General features: G+C 69.6%; 19 protein-coding genes. 7 read left to right on the forward strand and 12 right to left on the reverse strand.

What is annotated here, in order from left to right:
- Positions 1 to 31: 31 nt before the first annotated feature.
- From EP757_RS29600 to EP757_RS29610, 3 genes are all read right to left on the reverse strand, one after another.
- Entirely contained in the window at positions 32 to 832 is an 801-nt protein-coding gene (locus EP757_RS29600) for an RNA polymerase sigma factor SigF (protein ID WP_127551541.1), read from the reverse strand.
- A 154-nt stretch (positions 833 to 986) separates the two neighbouring features.
- Positions 987 to 1,550 (reverse strand): helix-turn-helix domain-containing protein, encoded by a 564-nt coding sequence (locus EP757_RS29605; protein WP_197725408.1) that lies wholly within the window; start codon positions 1,548 to 1,550, stop codon positions 987 to 989.
- A gap of 20 nt (positions 1,551 to 1,570) precedes the next feature.
- Positions 1,571 to 2,221, reverse strand: coding sequence for a cyclase family protein (locus EP757_RS29610; RefSeq protein WP_127551545.1), 651 nt, complete (start codon positions 2,219 to 2,221; stop codon positions 1,571 to 1,573).
- Positions 2,222 to 2,311: 90 nt separating this feature from the next.
- Here EP757_RS29610 and EP757_RS29615 point away from each other — a divergent pair, with 90 nt between their 5' ends.
- The 3 genes from EP757_RS29615 to EP757_RS29630 all read left to right on the forward strand — a co-directional run bounded on the left by EP757_RS29615 (position 2,312) and on the right by EP757_RS29630 (position 5,684).
- Positions 2,312 to 3,844: a cytosine permease gene (locus tag EP757_RS29615; protein WP_127551547.1), complete on the forward strand. Its 1,533-nt coding sequence runs from the start codon at positions 2,312 to 2,314 to the stop codon at positions 3,842 to 3,844.
- 8 nt (positions 3,845 to 3,852) lie between these two features.
- Positions 3,853 to 4,821: an agmatinase gene (gene speB, locus EP757_RS29620; protein WP_232050065.1), complete on the forward strand. Its 969-nt coding sequence runs from the start codon at positions 3,853 to 3,855 to the stop codon at positions 4,819 to 4,821.
- A 140-nt stretch (positions 4,822 to 4,961) separates the two neighbouring features.
- Positions 4,962 to 5,684, forward strand: a complete 723-nt coding sequence (locus EP757_RS29630; RefSeq protein ID WP_127551549.1) for a trans-aconitate 2-methyltransferase — start codon at positions 4,962 to 4,964, stop codon at positions 5,682 to 5,684.
- A 217-nt stretch (positions 5,685 to 5,901) separates the two neighbouring features.
- Here the strand turns inward: EP757_RS29630 and EP757_RS29635 are convergent, their stop codons facing one another.
- Both EP757_RS29635 and EP757_RS29640 read right to left on the reverse strand, forming a co-directional pair.
- The gene (locus EP757_RS29635; RefSeq protein WP_127551551.1) at positions 5,902 to 6,207 is read right to left on the reverse strand and encodes a hypothetical protein; all 306 of its coding nucleotides are present in this window, start codon (positions 6,205 to 6,207) and stop codon (positions 5,902 to 5,904) included.
- An 8-nt stretch (positions 6,208 to 6,215) separates the two neighbouring features.
- The gene (locus EP757_RS29640) at positions 6,216 to 6,728 is read right to left on the reverse strand and encodes a polyketide cyclase (protein WP_127551553.1); all 513 of its coding nucleotides are present in this window, start codon (positions 6,726 to 6,728) and stop codon (positions 6,216 to 6,218) included.
- 104 nt (positions 6,729 to 6,832) lie between these two features.
- Here EP757_RS29640 and EP757_RS29645 point away from each other — a divergent pair, with 104 nt between their 5' ends.
- Entirely contained in the window at positions 6,833 to 7,561 is a 729-nt protein-coding gene (locus tag EP757_RS29645; RefSeq protein ID WP_127551554.1) for a VOC family protein, read from the forward strand.
- Positions 7,562 to 7,990: 429 nt separating this feature from the next.
- On the opposite strand, the gene EP757_RS29650 is transcribed toward EP757_RS29645, so the two are convergent.
- Positions 7,991 to 8,176: a hypothetical protein gene (locus EP757_RS29650; RefSeq protein ID WP_127551556.1), complete on the reverse strand. Its 186-nt coding sequence runs from the start codon at positions 8,174 to 8,176 to the stop codon at positions 7,991 to 7,993.
- A 676-nt stretch (positions 8,177 to 8,852) separates the two neighbouring features.
- Here EP757_RS29650 and EP757_RS29655 point away from each other — a divergent pair.
- The gene (locus tag EP757_RS29655) at positions 8,853 to 9,590 is read left to right on the forward strand and encodes a DUF4232 domain-containing protein (protein WP_127551558.1); all 738 of its coding nucleotides are present in this window, start codon (positions 8,853 to 8,855) and stop codon (positions 9,588 to 9,590) included.
- A gap of 49 nt (positions 9,591 to 9,639) precedes the next feature.
- Here EP757_RS29655 and EP757_RS29660 read toward each other — a convergent pair whose 3' ends face one another.
- Together EP757_RS29660 and EP757_RS29665 are read right to left on the reverse strand one after the other, a co-directional pair.
- Positions 9,640 to 9,819: a hypothetical protein gene (locus EP757_RS29660; protein WP_127551560.1), complete on the reverse strand. Its 180-nt coding sequence runs from the start codon at positions 9,817 to 9,819 to the stop codon at positions 9,640 to 9,642.
- A 36-nt stretch (positions 9,820 to 9,855) separates the two neighbouring features.
- A complete protein-coding gene (locus tag EP757_RS29665) occupies positions 9,856 to 10,296 on the reverse strand; it encodes a MarR family winged helix-turn-helix transcriptional regulator (RefSeq protein ID WP_127551562.1) in 441 nt (146 codons plus the stop codon).
- Between the two features lie 51 nt (positions 10,297 to 10,347).
- On the opposite strand from EP757_RS29665, the gene EP757_RS29670 reads away from it, so the two are divergent.
- Positions 10,348 to 10,632 (forward strand): hypothetical protein, encoded by a 285-nt coding sequence (locus tag EP757_RS29670; RefSeq protein WP_127551563.1) that lies wholly within the window; start codon positions 10,348 to 10,350, stop codon positions 10,630 to 10,632.
- A 2-nt stretch (positions 10,633 to 10,634) separates the two neighbouring features.
- On the opposite strand, the gene EP757_RS29675 is transcribed toward EP757_RS29670, so the two are convergent.
- Together EP757_RS29675 and EP757_RS29680 are read right to left on the reverse strand one after the other, a co-directional pair.
- Positions 10,635 to 11,012: a VOC family protein gene (locus tag EP757_RS29675; RefSeq protein ID WP_127551565.1), complete on the reverse strand. Its 378-nt coding sequence runs from the start codon at positions 11,010 to 11,012 to the stop codon at positions 10,635 to 10,637.
- Between the two features lie 46 nt (positions 11,013 to 11,058).
- On the reverse strand, positions 11,059 to 11,472 hold the full coding sequence (locus EP757_RS29680; protein ID WP_127551567.1) for a pyridoxamine 5'-phosphate oxidase family protein: 414 nt from the start codon (positions 11,470 to 11,472) through the stop codon (positions 11,059 to 11,061).
- A 130-nt stretch (positions 11,473 to 11,602) separates the two neighbouring features.
- On the opposite strand from EP757_RS29680, the gene EP757_RS29685 reads away from it, so the two are divergent.
- Positions 11,603 to 12,151, forward strand: coding sequence for a GNAT family N-acetyltransferase (locus EP757_RS29685; RefSeq protein ID WP_127551569.1), 549 nt, complete (start codon positions 11,603 to 11,605; stop codon positions 12,149 to 12,151).
- Here the strand turns inward: EP757_RS29685 and EP757_RS29690 are convergent.
- Together EP757_RS29690 and EP757_RS29695 are read right to left on the reverse strand one after the other, a co-directional pair.
- Positions 12,127 to 12,936, reverse strand: a complete 810-nt coding sequence (locus EP757_RS29690; RefSeq protein WP_127551570.1) for a bifunctional 2-polyprenyl-6-hydroxyphenol methylase/3-demethylubiquinol 3-O-methyltransferase UbiG — start codon at positions 12,934 to 12,936, stop codon at positions 12,127 to 12,129. The genes EP757_RS29685 and EP757_RS29690 overlap by 25 nt on opposite strands.
- 39 nt (positions 12,937 to 12,975) lie before the next feature.
- Positions 12,976 to 13,896, reverse strand: coding sequence for an alpha/beta hydrolase (locus EP757_RS29695; protein WP_127551572.1), 921 nt, complete (start codon positions 13,894 to 13,896; stop codon positions 12,976 to 12,978).
- Positions 13,897 to 13,927: the final 31 nt, after the last annotated feature.

The raw sequence follows: 13,927 nt of genomic DNA on the forward strand, positions 1-13,927 counted from the left end.
CGGACATGCCGGGCGTCCGTACGAAGAGGGATCAGGCGACCGAGTCCAGCTCGCGCCGCAGCTTGGCGAGCGCGCGGGTGAGCAGACGCGAGACGTGCATCTGGGAGATGCCGACCTGCTCGGCGATCTGGGTCTGGGTCAGGTTGCCGTAGAAGCGCAGGCTCACGATCTTCTGCTCGCGCTCATCGAGGCGGGCGAGGGCCGGGCCGAGGGCGACGCGCAGTTCGGCGACCTCGAATTCGGCGTCGAGGCCACCGAGGGTGTCGCCGAGTTCGGTGCCGCTGTCCGCGACCGGGGTGGAGAGGCTGGTGGAGGTGTAGGCGCGGGCGCCTTCGAGGCCTTCGAGGACCTCGTCCTCGGTGATGTTCAGGTGCGCGGCGATGTCGGCGACGGTCGGGGACCGGCCGAGGGTGTGGCTGAGCGCGTTGTTCGCCGACGTGATGGCGAGGCGCAGTTCCTGGAGGCGGCGGGGCACGCGGACCGACCAGGTGCGGTCGCGGAAGTGGCGCTTCAGCTCGCCGACGATGGTGGGGATCGCGAAGCCGGCGAAGTCGACGCCACGGTCGGCCTCGAAACGGTCGGCCGCCTTGATCAGCCCGACGACGGCGACCTGGTAGAGGTCGTCGCGCGGTTCGCCGCGGTTCGCGTACCGGTTGGCGAGGTGCCGGGCGAGCGGCAGCCAGGCCTCGATCGCCCGGTCGCGCAGTTCCGCGCGGGACGGGTGGCCGGCGGGCAGGGCCGCCATCGCGGTGATCAGTTCACTGGCCGTGTCGGTGCTGGCCAGCGAGTCCTGCGATTCGACGGGCGTGGCGTTGTCGACGACGACGGTCATGGGTGTTCTCCTCCGGGTCCGGCCAACCGTGGCTCCCTCTTGCCCACCGTTCCGGCACGTTCAAACCACCCATTTGTCTCCGTACGGGGGAAAACACGTGCCATTACCCGTGACCTCGATCACCGGCCCTCCCGATCGGCCGGTGGAGGGCGTCTCAGGGTGCCGGGGCCAGCACCCAGATGACCTGGCACGGCTCGTCGCCGGCGCCGGCGTTGGCCCAGGTGTGCGGCTCGCGGCCGGGGAAGGTGAACGCGTCGCCGGCGTCGAGCAGGACCGAGGAGTCGGAGAGGGTGATGCGGAGGCGGCCACGGGTGACGTAGACGAACTCGACCTCGCAGTCCAGCGTGTAGAGCTCGTCGCCGCCGGTGCCGCCCGGTTCCACGGTGGAGTGGATGACCTGCAGGTTCGACTGGGTGCCGGGGGTGAGCAGCAGTTCGTTCACCTTGCTGCCGCCGAAGTTGATCGGGCGGCCCTCACCGGCCCGGACCAGGGAGGTGGCCGGCGGTTCGAAGAGTTCGCCGACGCGGATGCCGAGGACCTCGCAGATCGCGACCAGTGAGGCGACCGAGGGGGAGACCTCGTCGCGTTCGAGGCGGCTGATGAAACCCTTGTTCAGGCTGGTCGCGTCGGCGACCTGCTGCAGGGTGAGCCCGCGGGCCTGACGGGCGGCGCGGAGCCGTCCGCCGATCGCCGCGCTGGAGGCCGGTGGCTGTGCCACGCGTCGGACCTGGCCCGCCATCAATCCTCCAGCTGCATCGCGACCGCGCGTACCGGCGCCCCGTCCGCATTCTCCAAGGCGATCGGCAGGCAGGACACCAGGGGGTCCGGGAAGTCGATCTCTTCGAGGTTGCGGAAGTTCTCGCCGATCACGCCACCGGCCCCGGCGATGAGGTGGTGCACCGGATAGCCGATCCCGGACGGCGTCTCGTCGATGTTGATGGCGTCGATGCCGAACGTGCGCACGCCGAGGTCGAGCATCCGGCGGCAGGCGTCGGCGTCGAGATACGGGTGGTCGAAGTACCGGGGCGTCCCGTAGAAGGCGGACCATCCCGTGCAGATCAAGGCGATCGGCCGTGGATCCTCCAGGAACGGCGCCACCAGATCCCACGTGATCGGCGTCCGCGGTGCGAGCCCGCGAACATCGATCACCACGCCGGGCCCGGTGAAGAGTCCGAGATCCAGCTCATGGAGCCGCAGGCCCGAGGGCGAGAAGTGATAGGGCGCGTCCACGTGCGTCCCGCTCTGTGAGCCCATCTCGACGTGCAGCAGGTTGAACCCGTCCGACTCGACGGTGGCGTGCACGGACAGTCGCGGCACCGGATCACCCGGGTAGACCTGCGTGTCCGGGCCGACCGGCACGGACAGATCGACGATCCGGCGTACACGCATGGATTTTCCCTCTCAGACAACAACCGTTGCGTCCTATGAAACTTGGCTCTACGCTCCCGGGTCAACACCTCTGGGCGAAGGACGATTCGCATGACAGACATACAGAGACCCAGGATCACCGAGGTCGAGCAGCACGGCATCGACACCATCCCCGCGGCCCATCGTCATTCCCGTCCCCTCGATCTGTTCCGCATCCAGTTCGGCGGTGCGAACACCTTCGCCACCGTCATCCTCGGCACGTTCCCCATCCTGCTCGGCCTCTCGCTGTGGCAGGCCGTCGCCGCGACCGTCGCCGGTGTCGTGGTCGGCGCGCTCATCCTCGCGCCGATGGGCCTGTTCGGCCCGCTGACCGGCACGAACAACGCGGTCGCCTCGGGCGCGCACTTCGGCGTACGAGGCCGGGTCGTCGGCTCGTTCCTGTCCCTGCTCACCGCCATCGCGTTCTACTCGATCTCGGTCTGGGTCAGCGGCGACGCCGTGGTCGGCGCCCTGGTCCGGCTGGCCGGCGTGCAGGACTCGGACCTGCTGCGCGGCGTCGTCTACGCGATCCTCGGCGCCATCGTGATCGTCATCGTGATCTACGGCTACGCGTTCATGCTGCTGGCGAACAAGATCGTCGTCTTCGGCAACACGGCGCTCTTCCTGCTCGGCGTCCTGGCCTACAGCGGCACGCTGGACTTCGGCTACGACCCGGGACCGCAGGCGTACGCCCTCGGCTCGTTCTGGCCCACGTTCGTGCTCTCCGCCCTGATCGTGATGGGCAACCCGATCTCGTTCGGCGCGTTCCTCGGCGACTGGTCGCGGTACATCCCGGCGGAGACCGCGCCTCTCAAGATCTTGGTGGCCACCTACACCGCCCAGCTCGCCACGCTCGTGCCGTTCCTGTTCGGCGTCTTCACCGCGACCCTGGTGGCCGGCGAGGCGGACTACATCGTCGCGCTGATCAACATCTCGCCGGCCTGGTACGCGCTGCTGCTGATCGTGGTGGCCTTCCTCGGCGGCCTCTCCACCGGCATCACCTCGCTCTACGGCACCGGACTGGACTTCTCCAGCGTCTTCCCGCGACTCAACCGGGTGCAGGCGTCCCTGTTCATCGGCTCGATCGCGTTCGTCTTCATCCTGGTCGGCCGGCTCGCGTTCGACCTGCTGGCCAGCGTGAACGCGTTCGTCGGGGCGATCGTCATCTGCACCACTCCATGGATGGTCATCATGACGATCGGCTACTTCGTACGCCGGGCCTACTACCGCGAGGCCGACCTCCAGGTGTTCAATCAGGGGCGCGAGGGCGGGGCATACTGGTTCGCGAAGGGCGTGAACTGGCGGGGCATGGCAGCCTGGGTGCCGGCCGCGATCGTCGGCCTGCTCTTCGCGAACTATCCACCGCTGATCGAGGGCCCGTTCCGCAACGCCGCAGGTGGAGTCGACATCAGCCTCCTGGTGTCGATCGGCACGGCCGCCGTGGCGTACGTGGCCCTGATCGTGCTCTTCCCGGAGCCGCGGTACGTCTTCGGGCCGGACGGGCCACGCGGCGTTCCCAGCAGTGACTCCCCGATGCCGGAGGTCGTCGACGACCACAGCGCGTCGGTCCACCGGGCCAAGGCACGTACCGCGCCAGAGAAGTAAGGAAACAAGTGTCTCTTCCTCGCATCATCCAGGACGGTCGCGTCGGTCAGGTCGACGCGACCGTCGTGCCCCGCTTCGCCGGTCCCGCCACGTTCGCCCGGCTGCCCCGCATCGACGAGGTCTCCGACGTCGACGTCGCGGTGCTGGGCATCCCGTTCGACGCCGGCGTCTCGTACCGCCCGGGCGCCCGCTTCGGCCCGGCGCACGTGCGGGAGTCGTCGCGGCTGCTGCGTCCCTACAATCCGGCCGCCGGCGTCCAGCCGTTCGCCGCGCAGCAGGTCGTCGACGCGGGTGACCTCGGCGTCAACCCGTTCGACATCGAAGGGGCGCTCGGGCAGATCGAGGTGGGGGCCCGCTCGCTGCTGGAACGCGCCGACCGGCTGGTCACGATCGGCGGCGACCACACGATCGCGCTGCCGCTGCTGCGGGCCATGGCCGCGAAGCACGGGCCGGTCGCGGTCGTGCACTTCGACGCGCACCTGGACACCTGGGACACCTACTTCGGGGTGGCGACCACGCACGGCACCCCGTTCCGCCGCGCCTCCGAGGAGGGGCTGATCGACACCTCGGGCTGCCTGCACGTGGGCACCCGGGGTCCCCTCTACTCCACCCAGGACCTGGTCGACGACGTCGAACTGGGCTTCCACGTGGTGCCGAGCGTCGAGATCGACGACCTGGGTGCGCGCGGCATCGTCGAGCGCATCCGGGAACGCGTCGAGGACCGCCCGGTCTACCTCTCGATCGACATCGACGTGCTCGACCCGGCGTTCGCGCCCGGCACCGGCACCCCCGAGGCGGGCGGCATGACCAGCCGTGAGCTGCTGGCGGTCCTGCGCGGTTTCGCCGACCTGAACCTGGTCGGCGCCGACGTCGTCGAGGTCGCCCCGGCCTACGACCACGCGGAGATCACCGGCATCGCGGCGGCCCACACGGTCTACGAGATCCTCTCGGCGCTCGCTCCCCGGAAGGACCGATGACGGCTCCCGGTCGTGGAGAGCGCCCGGTTCGTCGTGCGGTGGGCCACGCTCGGCGCCGACGGCCGGACCGGAACCCTCCAGGACGAGAACGGGGTGCCGCCGTCCTGAGAATCGGCCCGGGCCGGCGGTAATCTCGGCGTGTGTTCTCGCCCGCCGGCCCCTCCCTGCGCGAACTCTGCGTCCAAGCCCTGACCTCGGTCGAGCGTGGCTACGACCTGCTGGCCCCGAAGTTCGACCACACCCCCTTCCGCACATCGCCGGCCATCCTGGACGCGACCGTGGCGGAGCTGTCGTCGCGGGGCCCGTTCGGCAGGGGAGTGGACGTCTGCTGCGGCACCGGTGCCGGCCTGGCAGTCGTGGACCGGCTGTGCCCCGGCGGCGTGACCGGCGTCGACTTCAGCGCCGGCATGCTCGCCCAGGCCCGGTCGGCGTACCCGTCGGCCTCCCTCGTCCGCGCCGACGCCCGAGCACTGCCGTTCGCCGGGGAGTTCGACCTGGCCGTCACGTTCGGCGCGATGGGCCACTTCCTGCCGGCCGAGCGGCCGGCCCTCTTCGCGGGTGTCCACCGCGCTCTGCGCCCCGGAGGCCTCTTCGCCATCCCGATCGGCACGCCACCCCCGATCACCTCGGTAGCTCACTGGGCACTACTGGGCTTCGACACGACGATGCGCATCCGCAACGCGGTGATCCGCCCACCGTTCGTCATGTACTACCGCACCACCCCACTACCCGCCGTCAAGAAAGACCTGGCAGCAGCGGGCTTCACGGTGGAGAGCACACCGCTGGCAGCACTCGGCCAGCACAGAGACGGGACTCCTGTGTGCGAGTTGCTCCTGGCCCGCAAACCGTCCCCGCCTCGGTGAACACCCGTCCCGGGGCTCGGCTCAGCGGCTGATCAACCCGTCCCGTGGTGAGCCCGCGCTCATGCACGCCGAGAACGAGTCGGCGCCGCAGCGTTTCCTCGCTCGGCGGCGCGGCACTTCCCCGCTCGGCGCCGCAGCGTTTCCTCGCTCGGCGGCGCGGCACTTCCCCGCTCGGCGCCGCAGCGTTTCCTCGCTCAGTGCCGCCGCACTTCCTCGCTCAACGCCGGAAGGGGAACAGCGGCAACTGTTCGCTCATCGGCAGTGCGTTCAGCTCGTCGGCGCCCTGTTTTCGCAGGCAGCGACGGCAGGTCACGGCCGCCGTGGTCGGGCGTAGTGCCGCCAGCTCGCCACCGCTGACGCCGACGTGACACAGGGGTGCCGGCACCTCCAGATCGCCGAGCCACCGCACTGTCGCGACCGCATGGACAGCGCTGCCGCCGCGCACGTAGGCGTTGCGGTCCACGAAGTCGACCGCGGCCCGCGCGACGACGGCGGCGAGCATTTCGCCTATCGAGGACGTCACGCCGCCCATCATGCCTGCGGGGTGTGACAGTTCCCTTCGGCGAGCGCCTTGAAGTTCAGCAGCTGCCTGCGGGCCATGACCAGGTCACCGACCGAGATCGCGAGGGCGAGCGCCGGATTCGTCCGCCCCACGACTTTGAGCAGGAGCCGGGTTCGCGCAGGTGAGGCCGGAACCAGCAGGTACGACATGAACCCGCCCATGATCGCTCCGGTCAGCTCGCGGCCGGGCTCGACCGAGACGACCCGGCCCAGCGGGCGTCCACCGGACGACGTGAACGGATCGCCCACCTGAGGCTCGGAGAGTCCGAGAAGATGCCGGGGTGAGCGGCGCCCCCAGTTGTCGATCAGATCGTACGAATAAGGCGCGATCCTCACCTGAATGATCCACGGCCAGATCTCGGAGGTGGGCGCCGCGACATCGACGCCGCGCCACGCGCGCAGGGTGGGCGCCGGGACGAATCCGTCGCACGGAAAATCGAGCGCGATCTCGCTGTCGCTGACGCCCCACCGGTCGCCGATCATCCGTCCACTGTAGGGCGCTCTGATCGTGCAAACGGACACCCTTTTCCGGAGATCTTGGAGGGTTTCGGATGGCAGGCGGCCGTTGCGCGCGGCAGGATCGACGCATGACATCCGAACCGATCGGCTCGCTGCGGGCAATCGCGCTGGACGCGCCGGACATCACCGGGCTGGCGACGTTCTACGAGCAGTTCGCCGGTTGGCGCCGCAGACCGCAGCAGGATGCCGACTGGATCACCGTCGACACCGAGGACGGCTGGCGGATCGGCCTGCAGGAAGCCTCCGATCATGTGCCGCCGAGCTGGCCCGGCCAGGCCCGGCCGCAGCAGGCCCACCTCGACTTCCGCGTGCCCGACATCGACGCCGCAGCCGACCGTGCTCAGCAGCTCGGCGCCACTCTGCTGCGCCGCAACGAGCGCTGGCACACTCTCGCCGACCCGGCCGGCCACCCGTTCGACGTCTGCCTCAACGACGGCGAACCCCGCACCACACTGATGGGCCTCATGATCGACTGCCCGGACGCGAAGGCGCTGAGTCATTTCTACGCCCACCTTCTCGGCAAACAGGTCACCTACGAGGCCGACGGCATGGCGATGATCGGCGACGACGGCGCACAGCCCCTGCTGTTCCAGCAGGTGGAGGACTACAACGCGCCGCGCTGGCCAGACCCGGCCCACCCACAGCAGATCCACCTCGACGTGGAGGTCACCGACGCGGACGCCGCCGAACGCGCAGCACTGGCCCTCGGCGCGACCCGCCTTCCCGGCGAAGGCGACAATTGGCGCGTGCTAGCCGACCCGGCAGGCAAACCTTTCTGCTTCGTCTGGTCGAGCTAGTCCAAGGCCGTCGCCTGCCCGGGCCGTCGCGTCCGGCCGGGGCTGCGCCTGGCGGGGCTGTCGGCTGGTCGGGCTGTCGCCTGGTCGGGGGCTGTCGCGTCCGGCCGCGGCTGCGCCTGGTCGCGACTGCACTTGGCCGGGCTCTCGCGTAGCCGAGTTTTCGTCTGGCCGGGCCTGCGCTGGTGGGGCTTTCATTGGGTCGGTCTTTCGTCGAGTCGGACCTCGCCTGGGTCCTGTCTCTCAGATCAAGGGCGATCGAGTGCGGCGCGAACCCAGTCGAGCATTTCGACGAGGTCGAGGGTCGCTGGGAAGTGGGAGCCGAGCATCTCGTTTCGAGTGGCGTGTCCGCGCCGGCGCTGGCGCTGGCGCTGGCGCTGGTCGGAGCCTCGTTCGACCTGGTCATTCCGCTGGCAGGCATCTTCCGCGGAACTACCCCACGGTCAGGCCTTGCCACGGCGAAATGGTCCGCCTGACCCGGCGAATCGCGGTGATCACCTCTTGGTGATCACCGTCCTGCCGGCCCTCAACTGGCTGGGCCGTCGGGAACGGCAGCGCGGCCCATTCCCGGTTCGCCAGATCACCGCGCGCCACGCCAGCCCAATGATCGGCATTCATGACTGAATCTTTTCAACGTGTCGAGGGCCTCGCTCGCCCGTGCCGGACGACGGCCCGGACCTTCAGGCCCGATGTCAGGTTGAAAAAGGCTCACTGTCGCATTGATTCAAGAGGCCAGCCCCGAACAGCGGAGGGTGACGGGGATCTTGGATCATCGGGGCTTGGTGGAAAGTCGTAGGTGCTCCAGGCCCCGCAATCCTCCACCAATCCTCCGGGCGGGAGCAGAGCGTGACCATTCCGCCCTTGGCGAGGGTGTCGTGGCAGATCACCGCATTCCAAGATCCACGGGCGGGCAGGCGGCGGGCGACGGCACGGGGCTCGGTCGCTTGGATCGAGGCCCACCGGGTGCGGCGCGTGGCCGGTCGAGCAGGTCGACGCGGCCGAAGGCGGGTCGCAAGTGAGCGCCTGCCAGTGATCACGGCCCTGAATCCGCGCCAGACCGGCTCAATGATCGATGCGACGGCGAGCAGACTGCGCTTTTCAGGATGGGAAACGATGGTGAGGAGTGATGAGAGCAGCAGCGTGATCCCGGCGGTGGTGAGCGCTCGGTGCGCTGTCGTCCGCACGTCTCCATCGCGGTCGAGTTCAGCGGTGACTTGAGGATCACTTTCTGTTTTCGCTGCATGTGGGCAGGAAATCCGGTGGTCGACCGAGAAACGATCACTCTGGAGGGCTCATGCGACTCGCGAAGCAGGCGCGATTCATGCGCGGACCGCTCATGGCGGCGGGCGCGGCCGGACTGCTGCTGGCGGCCGGGGGATGTGCCACCGCGTCCTCCGGCTCACCGTCGGCAGCGCCGGCGCCATCACCGAGCGCAGCGCCATCGGCGTCATCGCCCACCGGGGCTTCGGGCGAGGCGGCATCGGCGGCCGGGGCATCGGCGACCGGGACGTCTCCTGCGAAGACCTCAGCGAACCCCACCACGACGACCGCCGGGGCACATCCCGCTGCCACGCGGACCGCGACCTCGTCGGCGATCAAGGACTGCCTGACCAGGAACCTGAAGATCACTGACATCGCCGACGAAGGGGGCGGCGCGGCCGGCCACCACACCGAGTTCCTCGTTTTTCGGAATGAAACCGACTTCGCTTGTACGCTCGACGGCTTCCCCGGCGTCTCCTTCGTAGCCGGCGACGACGGGAGACAGGTGGGCAGCCCTTTCCTGCGTACCGACTCGCCGCGCCATCCGCTGACGCTGAACCCCGGCGACAGTGTGCACGCGACGATCCTCATCGCCGATTACCGCAACGTGGACCCTGCGGCCTGCAAACCCACCAAGGTCCGCGGCTACCGTGTGTATCCGCCCAACGAGACGGCTGCCGCCTTCGTCCCGCACCCGCAGACCGCCTGCGCCGCACCCGACGAGGCGGCTGGCCAGGTGCAGCCGGTCGAGCCGGGGCCGGGCAGCGTCTAGTTGCAGCCGACCGCTCAACGGCCGTGCAGCGTCTAGTGCAGCCGACCGCTCAACGGCCGGAACCCACGCCGCCGGCGGGATAGCCGAGGAGGGTCGTCGCCTCCCGGTCGTCTGCCCGGGACCGGACGAGCCGGTGCAGGTCGTCAGGGAGTTCATCGGTGGACGTCCGTACGCCGTACAGCCGGTGCAGGACGATCCGCAGGAAAGCGAGGAACGACGCGACCCCCACGAGCCGTGACCACCCGGCGCCGGCACGGGTCGTCGCTCAGACGGACCCGGTGATGATTTTCAGCGTGTTCAGGAAAGCCGCGTAATCCTCCTCGCCGACCATGCGCGCATGTCGTCTCTCGATGTCGGCGATGATGGCGTCGGAGACTTCCATCCAGGCGGTGCCGCGCGCGGTCGGCATGACCAGGCGCGCTCGGCGGTCGGTGGGGTCGGGGACGCGGGTGAGGTAGCCGAGCCTCTCCAGTTCGTCCAGGATCGCGCCGATCGTCTGTTTGTTGCGACCGGCCAGGCGGGTGATCTCGGTCTGCCGGAGGCCGTTCTCGTCGAGGTACGCCAGCACCGCCCCGTGCTGCGGCCGCAGATCGTTGAAGCCCAGCTCAGCGCCCCGGCGGAACAACTCGCCTTGAAGGCCGAAGAGCAGTCGAGCGCCCAGAATGCCCAGATCCGGCGATGCGGTCTTCCGTGCGAGACGGCCCACAGCGCCAACCCCCTCCTGGATTAGTCCAACTTTTGGACTATCTTAGACGGCATGACGACGATCGAACTGACCCGGTTCCGTGTGGAGGCCGCCAAGACCGCCGCGCTGCTCGCGGCCCGGCCCGCGATGCTCGCCGACTTCAAGGCCGACCGCACCGGTTTCCTCGCGGCCGACCTCGTTCAGCTGCCGAACGGCGAATGGCTCGACATCGTGCAGTGGGCGACGCCGGAGGACTTCGCCGCTTCCCGGGAGAAGGGGGCTGATCACCCCGGCATCGCCGCATTCTTCGCCGCCATCGCCGAAGTGCTCAGCGCCGAAGAGGGGACAGCGCACTGAGGTCACCCGTTGGGCCGCCGGTCGATCGCCTGCAGGGACCAGCTGTTGCCATCGGGATCACGGAAATAGACGAAATCGCCCCACGGCTGGACGTCCACCTCGCTCGCCTCCACCTCGGCGGCGATCAGCTCCTTGCGGGCGTCGTGCGCGTCGGCCACCACGACCTGGATCTCCTGGCTGCCCGGCGTCTTCTCGGTGATGCCGTCGCCGATCACGATGGAGCACGCCGAGCCGGGCGGCGTCAGCTGCACGAACCGCAGGCCCTCGCGAACCTGGTAGTCGTGGTCGGTGTTGAAGCCGATCCGCTCGTAGAACGCTTTGGCCCGGTCCACGTCGGTGACCGGCACGGGGATGAGCTCGATCTTCCACGTTGATGTCATGAGCTCATCCTCGCATCGATTGCGGTCAGTTCCCGGCCGCAATGGGTCAGCCGGCGTACCTGTTCACCACTTCCGGATGGATCACGATCCTGACCAGGCTGAAGTCACTCCACTCGGCGACCGCCTTCTGTCTGGCCGGGTCGCTCATGTCGTAGTAGCGGTCGGCCAGCCGCGCGGCGAGCTCGGCGGCGCCGTCCTCGTGGATCGTGACGCGGCCCTCGGTGGCGACCCAGTGTTCCGGTTCGCCGGTGGGCGCCGCCACGACGAGTGAGGCACGCGGCTCCTCGCGCAGCCGGTCGACCTTGGGCGATGCGGTGAAGGAGAACAGTTGCAGCGTGCCGTCGCCGGCGAGCTCGTACCAGACCGGGCGCGGCGACGGCCACCGCCCGGCCTTGGGCGCGACGGTGAGGAAGGCGTGCAGCGGACGGGCGAGCAGTGCGAGATCCTTGTCGCGGTACATGCACCCCACCCTATGCGCGAAGAGCCAGATCCCTTTCTTGTACGGTTCGACGGGCGCGCCCCGACCGCACGGGACACCGTTCCCGTGAGTCCACGCGCTCCACAGTGGGAAGATCGGCGGGGAGGCTCGAATGGACGGAAGTCGTCTGGCGTTGACCACTCCTGACACGCGGCTGCGGGACGCGTGGCTCGCTGCCTACGCCGAATGGCCGGACGGGTCGCACATCGACGCCTCCGGGTTGCGGCAGGGTGACGACGTGCGCACCCCCGCAGGGTTCGCCGCCTGGGCGGGCAAGCTGGCCGGTTGTGCGGATGCCGAGGTGCCTCTGCCGCCCGGGCATGTGACGCACTCCAGCTATTGGTGGATCACCGACCGGGACGAGGTGCTCGGTGCCGTCGAACTGCGGCATGACATCGGGCATCCGTTGCTGGTCGATGCGGGCGGGCACATCGGGTACAGCGTTCGCCCCGGCCATCGGGGGCGGGGGATCGCCACGTGGGCGCTGGGGGCGACGCTGGATCGCGCCTGGGCCCGCGGGCTGGACGCCGTGCTGGTGACCTGCTCACCGGAGAACACGGCGTCCGCGCGGATCATCGAGAAGGCGGGCGGGGTGCTGGAAGACGTGCGGGAGACGCCGATCGGCCCCAAGCGGCGCTACTGGATCTCCCGGCCCCGGTGAGGCTGTACCACCGCCACCGTGAGCAGGTGGGAGCTGATGCCGAACAGGGACGGGTCCTGCTCGGTGGCCCGCAGGCCGTCGAGGAGGGCTGACGTCCGCGCGTCGCCGTCCAGCCAGCCGTCGCGGTCGGCGAAGAGCCAGGCGGCGCCCTCCACGGCATACCGGTCGGCCGACACCAGGCCGGCCTCGGCGAACTCGGCGACGATCTCGTCCGGGTGGTGGAAGTAGGCGAGCGTGAACAGGTCCTGGTCGAAGGGCTGATGGACGCCGGTGGTGAGTTCGGCGTCGGTGATGCGGCGGACCTCGGGGTCGGTGTAGCGGCCGCGGACCAGGGTGTCGTAGAGGCCGGCGTACCGGCTGATCGTGGCGGCGACGACGAGCCCGCCGGGGACCGTCACCCGGGCGGCCTCGCGCAGGGCGGTGATCCGGTCGGCCCGGTCGGTCAGGTGGTAGAGCGGGCCGAGCAGCAGCGTCGCGTCATAGCGGGCGGGCGGTTCGTCGAGCCGGCGGGCGTCGCCGAGGACCGCGTCCACCCCATCGATGGCGCCGGCATGGGTGACGTGCAGGGGCACGGGGTCGACGAGTCGTACGCGGTAGCCGTCGCCGGCCAGCCACCGGGCGTGCACTCCGGCCCCGCCGCCGACGTCGAGGACCCGTGCCGGTGGGGGCGGCAGCAGCCGCCGCAGGACCTCCCGCGTACGAAGGAACTCCAATCGCCCGCGGCCGGCGCCCAATCGTTCGATCTCGCCGCCGCGGTCGTAATAGTCACTGATGACGGTATCCATCGAAGGATCGTGGAGCCGCGGCCGGAATGCGGCAACCGGTTAAAACGCCTCCCGCAGGAAACGGCCGGCCTGCGCGAGGGCTGCCTGGGCGGCCTCGGTGTCGCGCAGCGCGTCCATCATCACGAAGTCGTGGACGATGCCCTGGTAGCGGACGGCGGTGACCGGGACGCCGGCGGCGCGGAGTTTCGCCGCGTACGCCTCGCCCTCGTCACGCAGCACGTCCGCCTCGGCCAGGATGACCAGCGCCGGTGGCAGGCCGGCGAGCTGACCGGTCGAGGCACGCAGGGGAGAGGCGGTGATCTCGGAACGGGCTGCCTCGTCGGTCGTGTACTGGTTCCAGTACCACTGCATGGCGTCACGCCGCAGCCAGTGGCCTTCGGCGTACAGATGATAGGAATCCGTGTCGAAAGCGGCATCCGTCACCGGATAGAACAGCACCTGGCAGGCGAGTTCCGGACCCGAACGCTGCTTCGCCATCAGGGTGACCGCCGCCGCCATGTTGCCGCCGACCGAGTCGCCGGCGATCGCGACGCGCGCCGGATCCAGCCCCTCCGCGGGGCCGTGGGCGGCGATCCATTCGAGGGCCGCGTAACACTCCTCGATCGCGACCGGGTAGTGCGCCTCGGGGGAACGGCTGTAGTTCACGAACACGATGGCGGCGCCGGACCGCACGGCCAGCTCCCGGACCAGGCGATCATGCGTGGCGGCGTCGCCGAAGACCCAGCCTGCGCCGTGGATGTAGAGCACTGCCGGCAGCATCCCCTCCGCGACCGGGCGCACGATCCGCAGCGAGATCGCATCGCTCGGGCCGCCCGGAATGTCCACCTCGGAAATCACGGCGTCGGGTCCGGGATGCGACTGCATCGCCCGCAACGCCGATCGGCCCCCGGCCACACCGAGCTCGGGCAACAGGGGCGGATCCGCGACGAAATCCCGTGCGGCGGGCTCCAGGAAACTCATGCGATGACGATGGCGCGCCGGGGCCACGCCC

The sequence above is a fragment of the Actinoplanes sp. OR16 genome (assembly GCF_004001265.1).
Classification (GTDB): domain Bacteria; phylum Actinomycetota; class Actinomycetes; order Mycobacteriales; family Micromonosporaceae; genus Actinoplanes.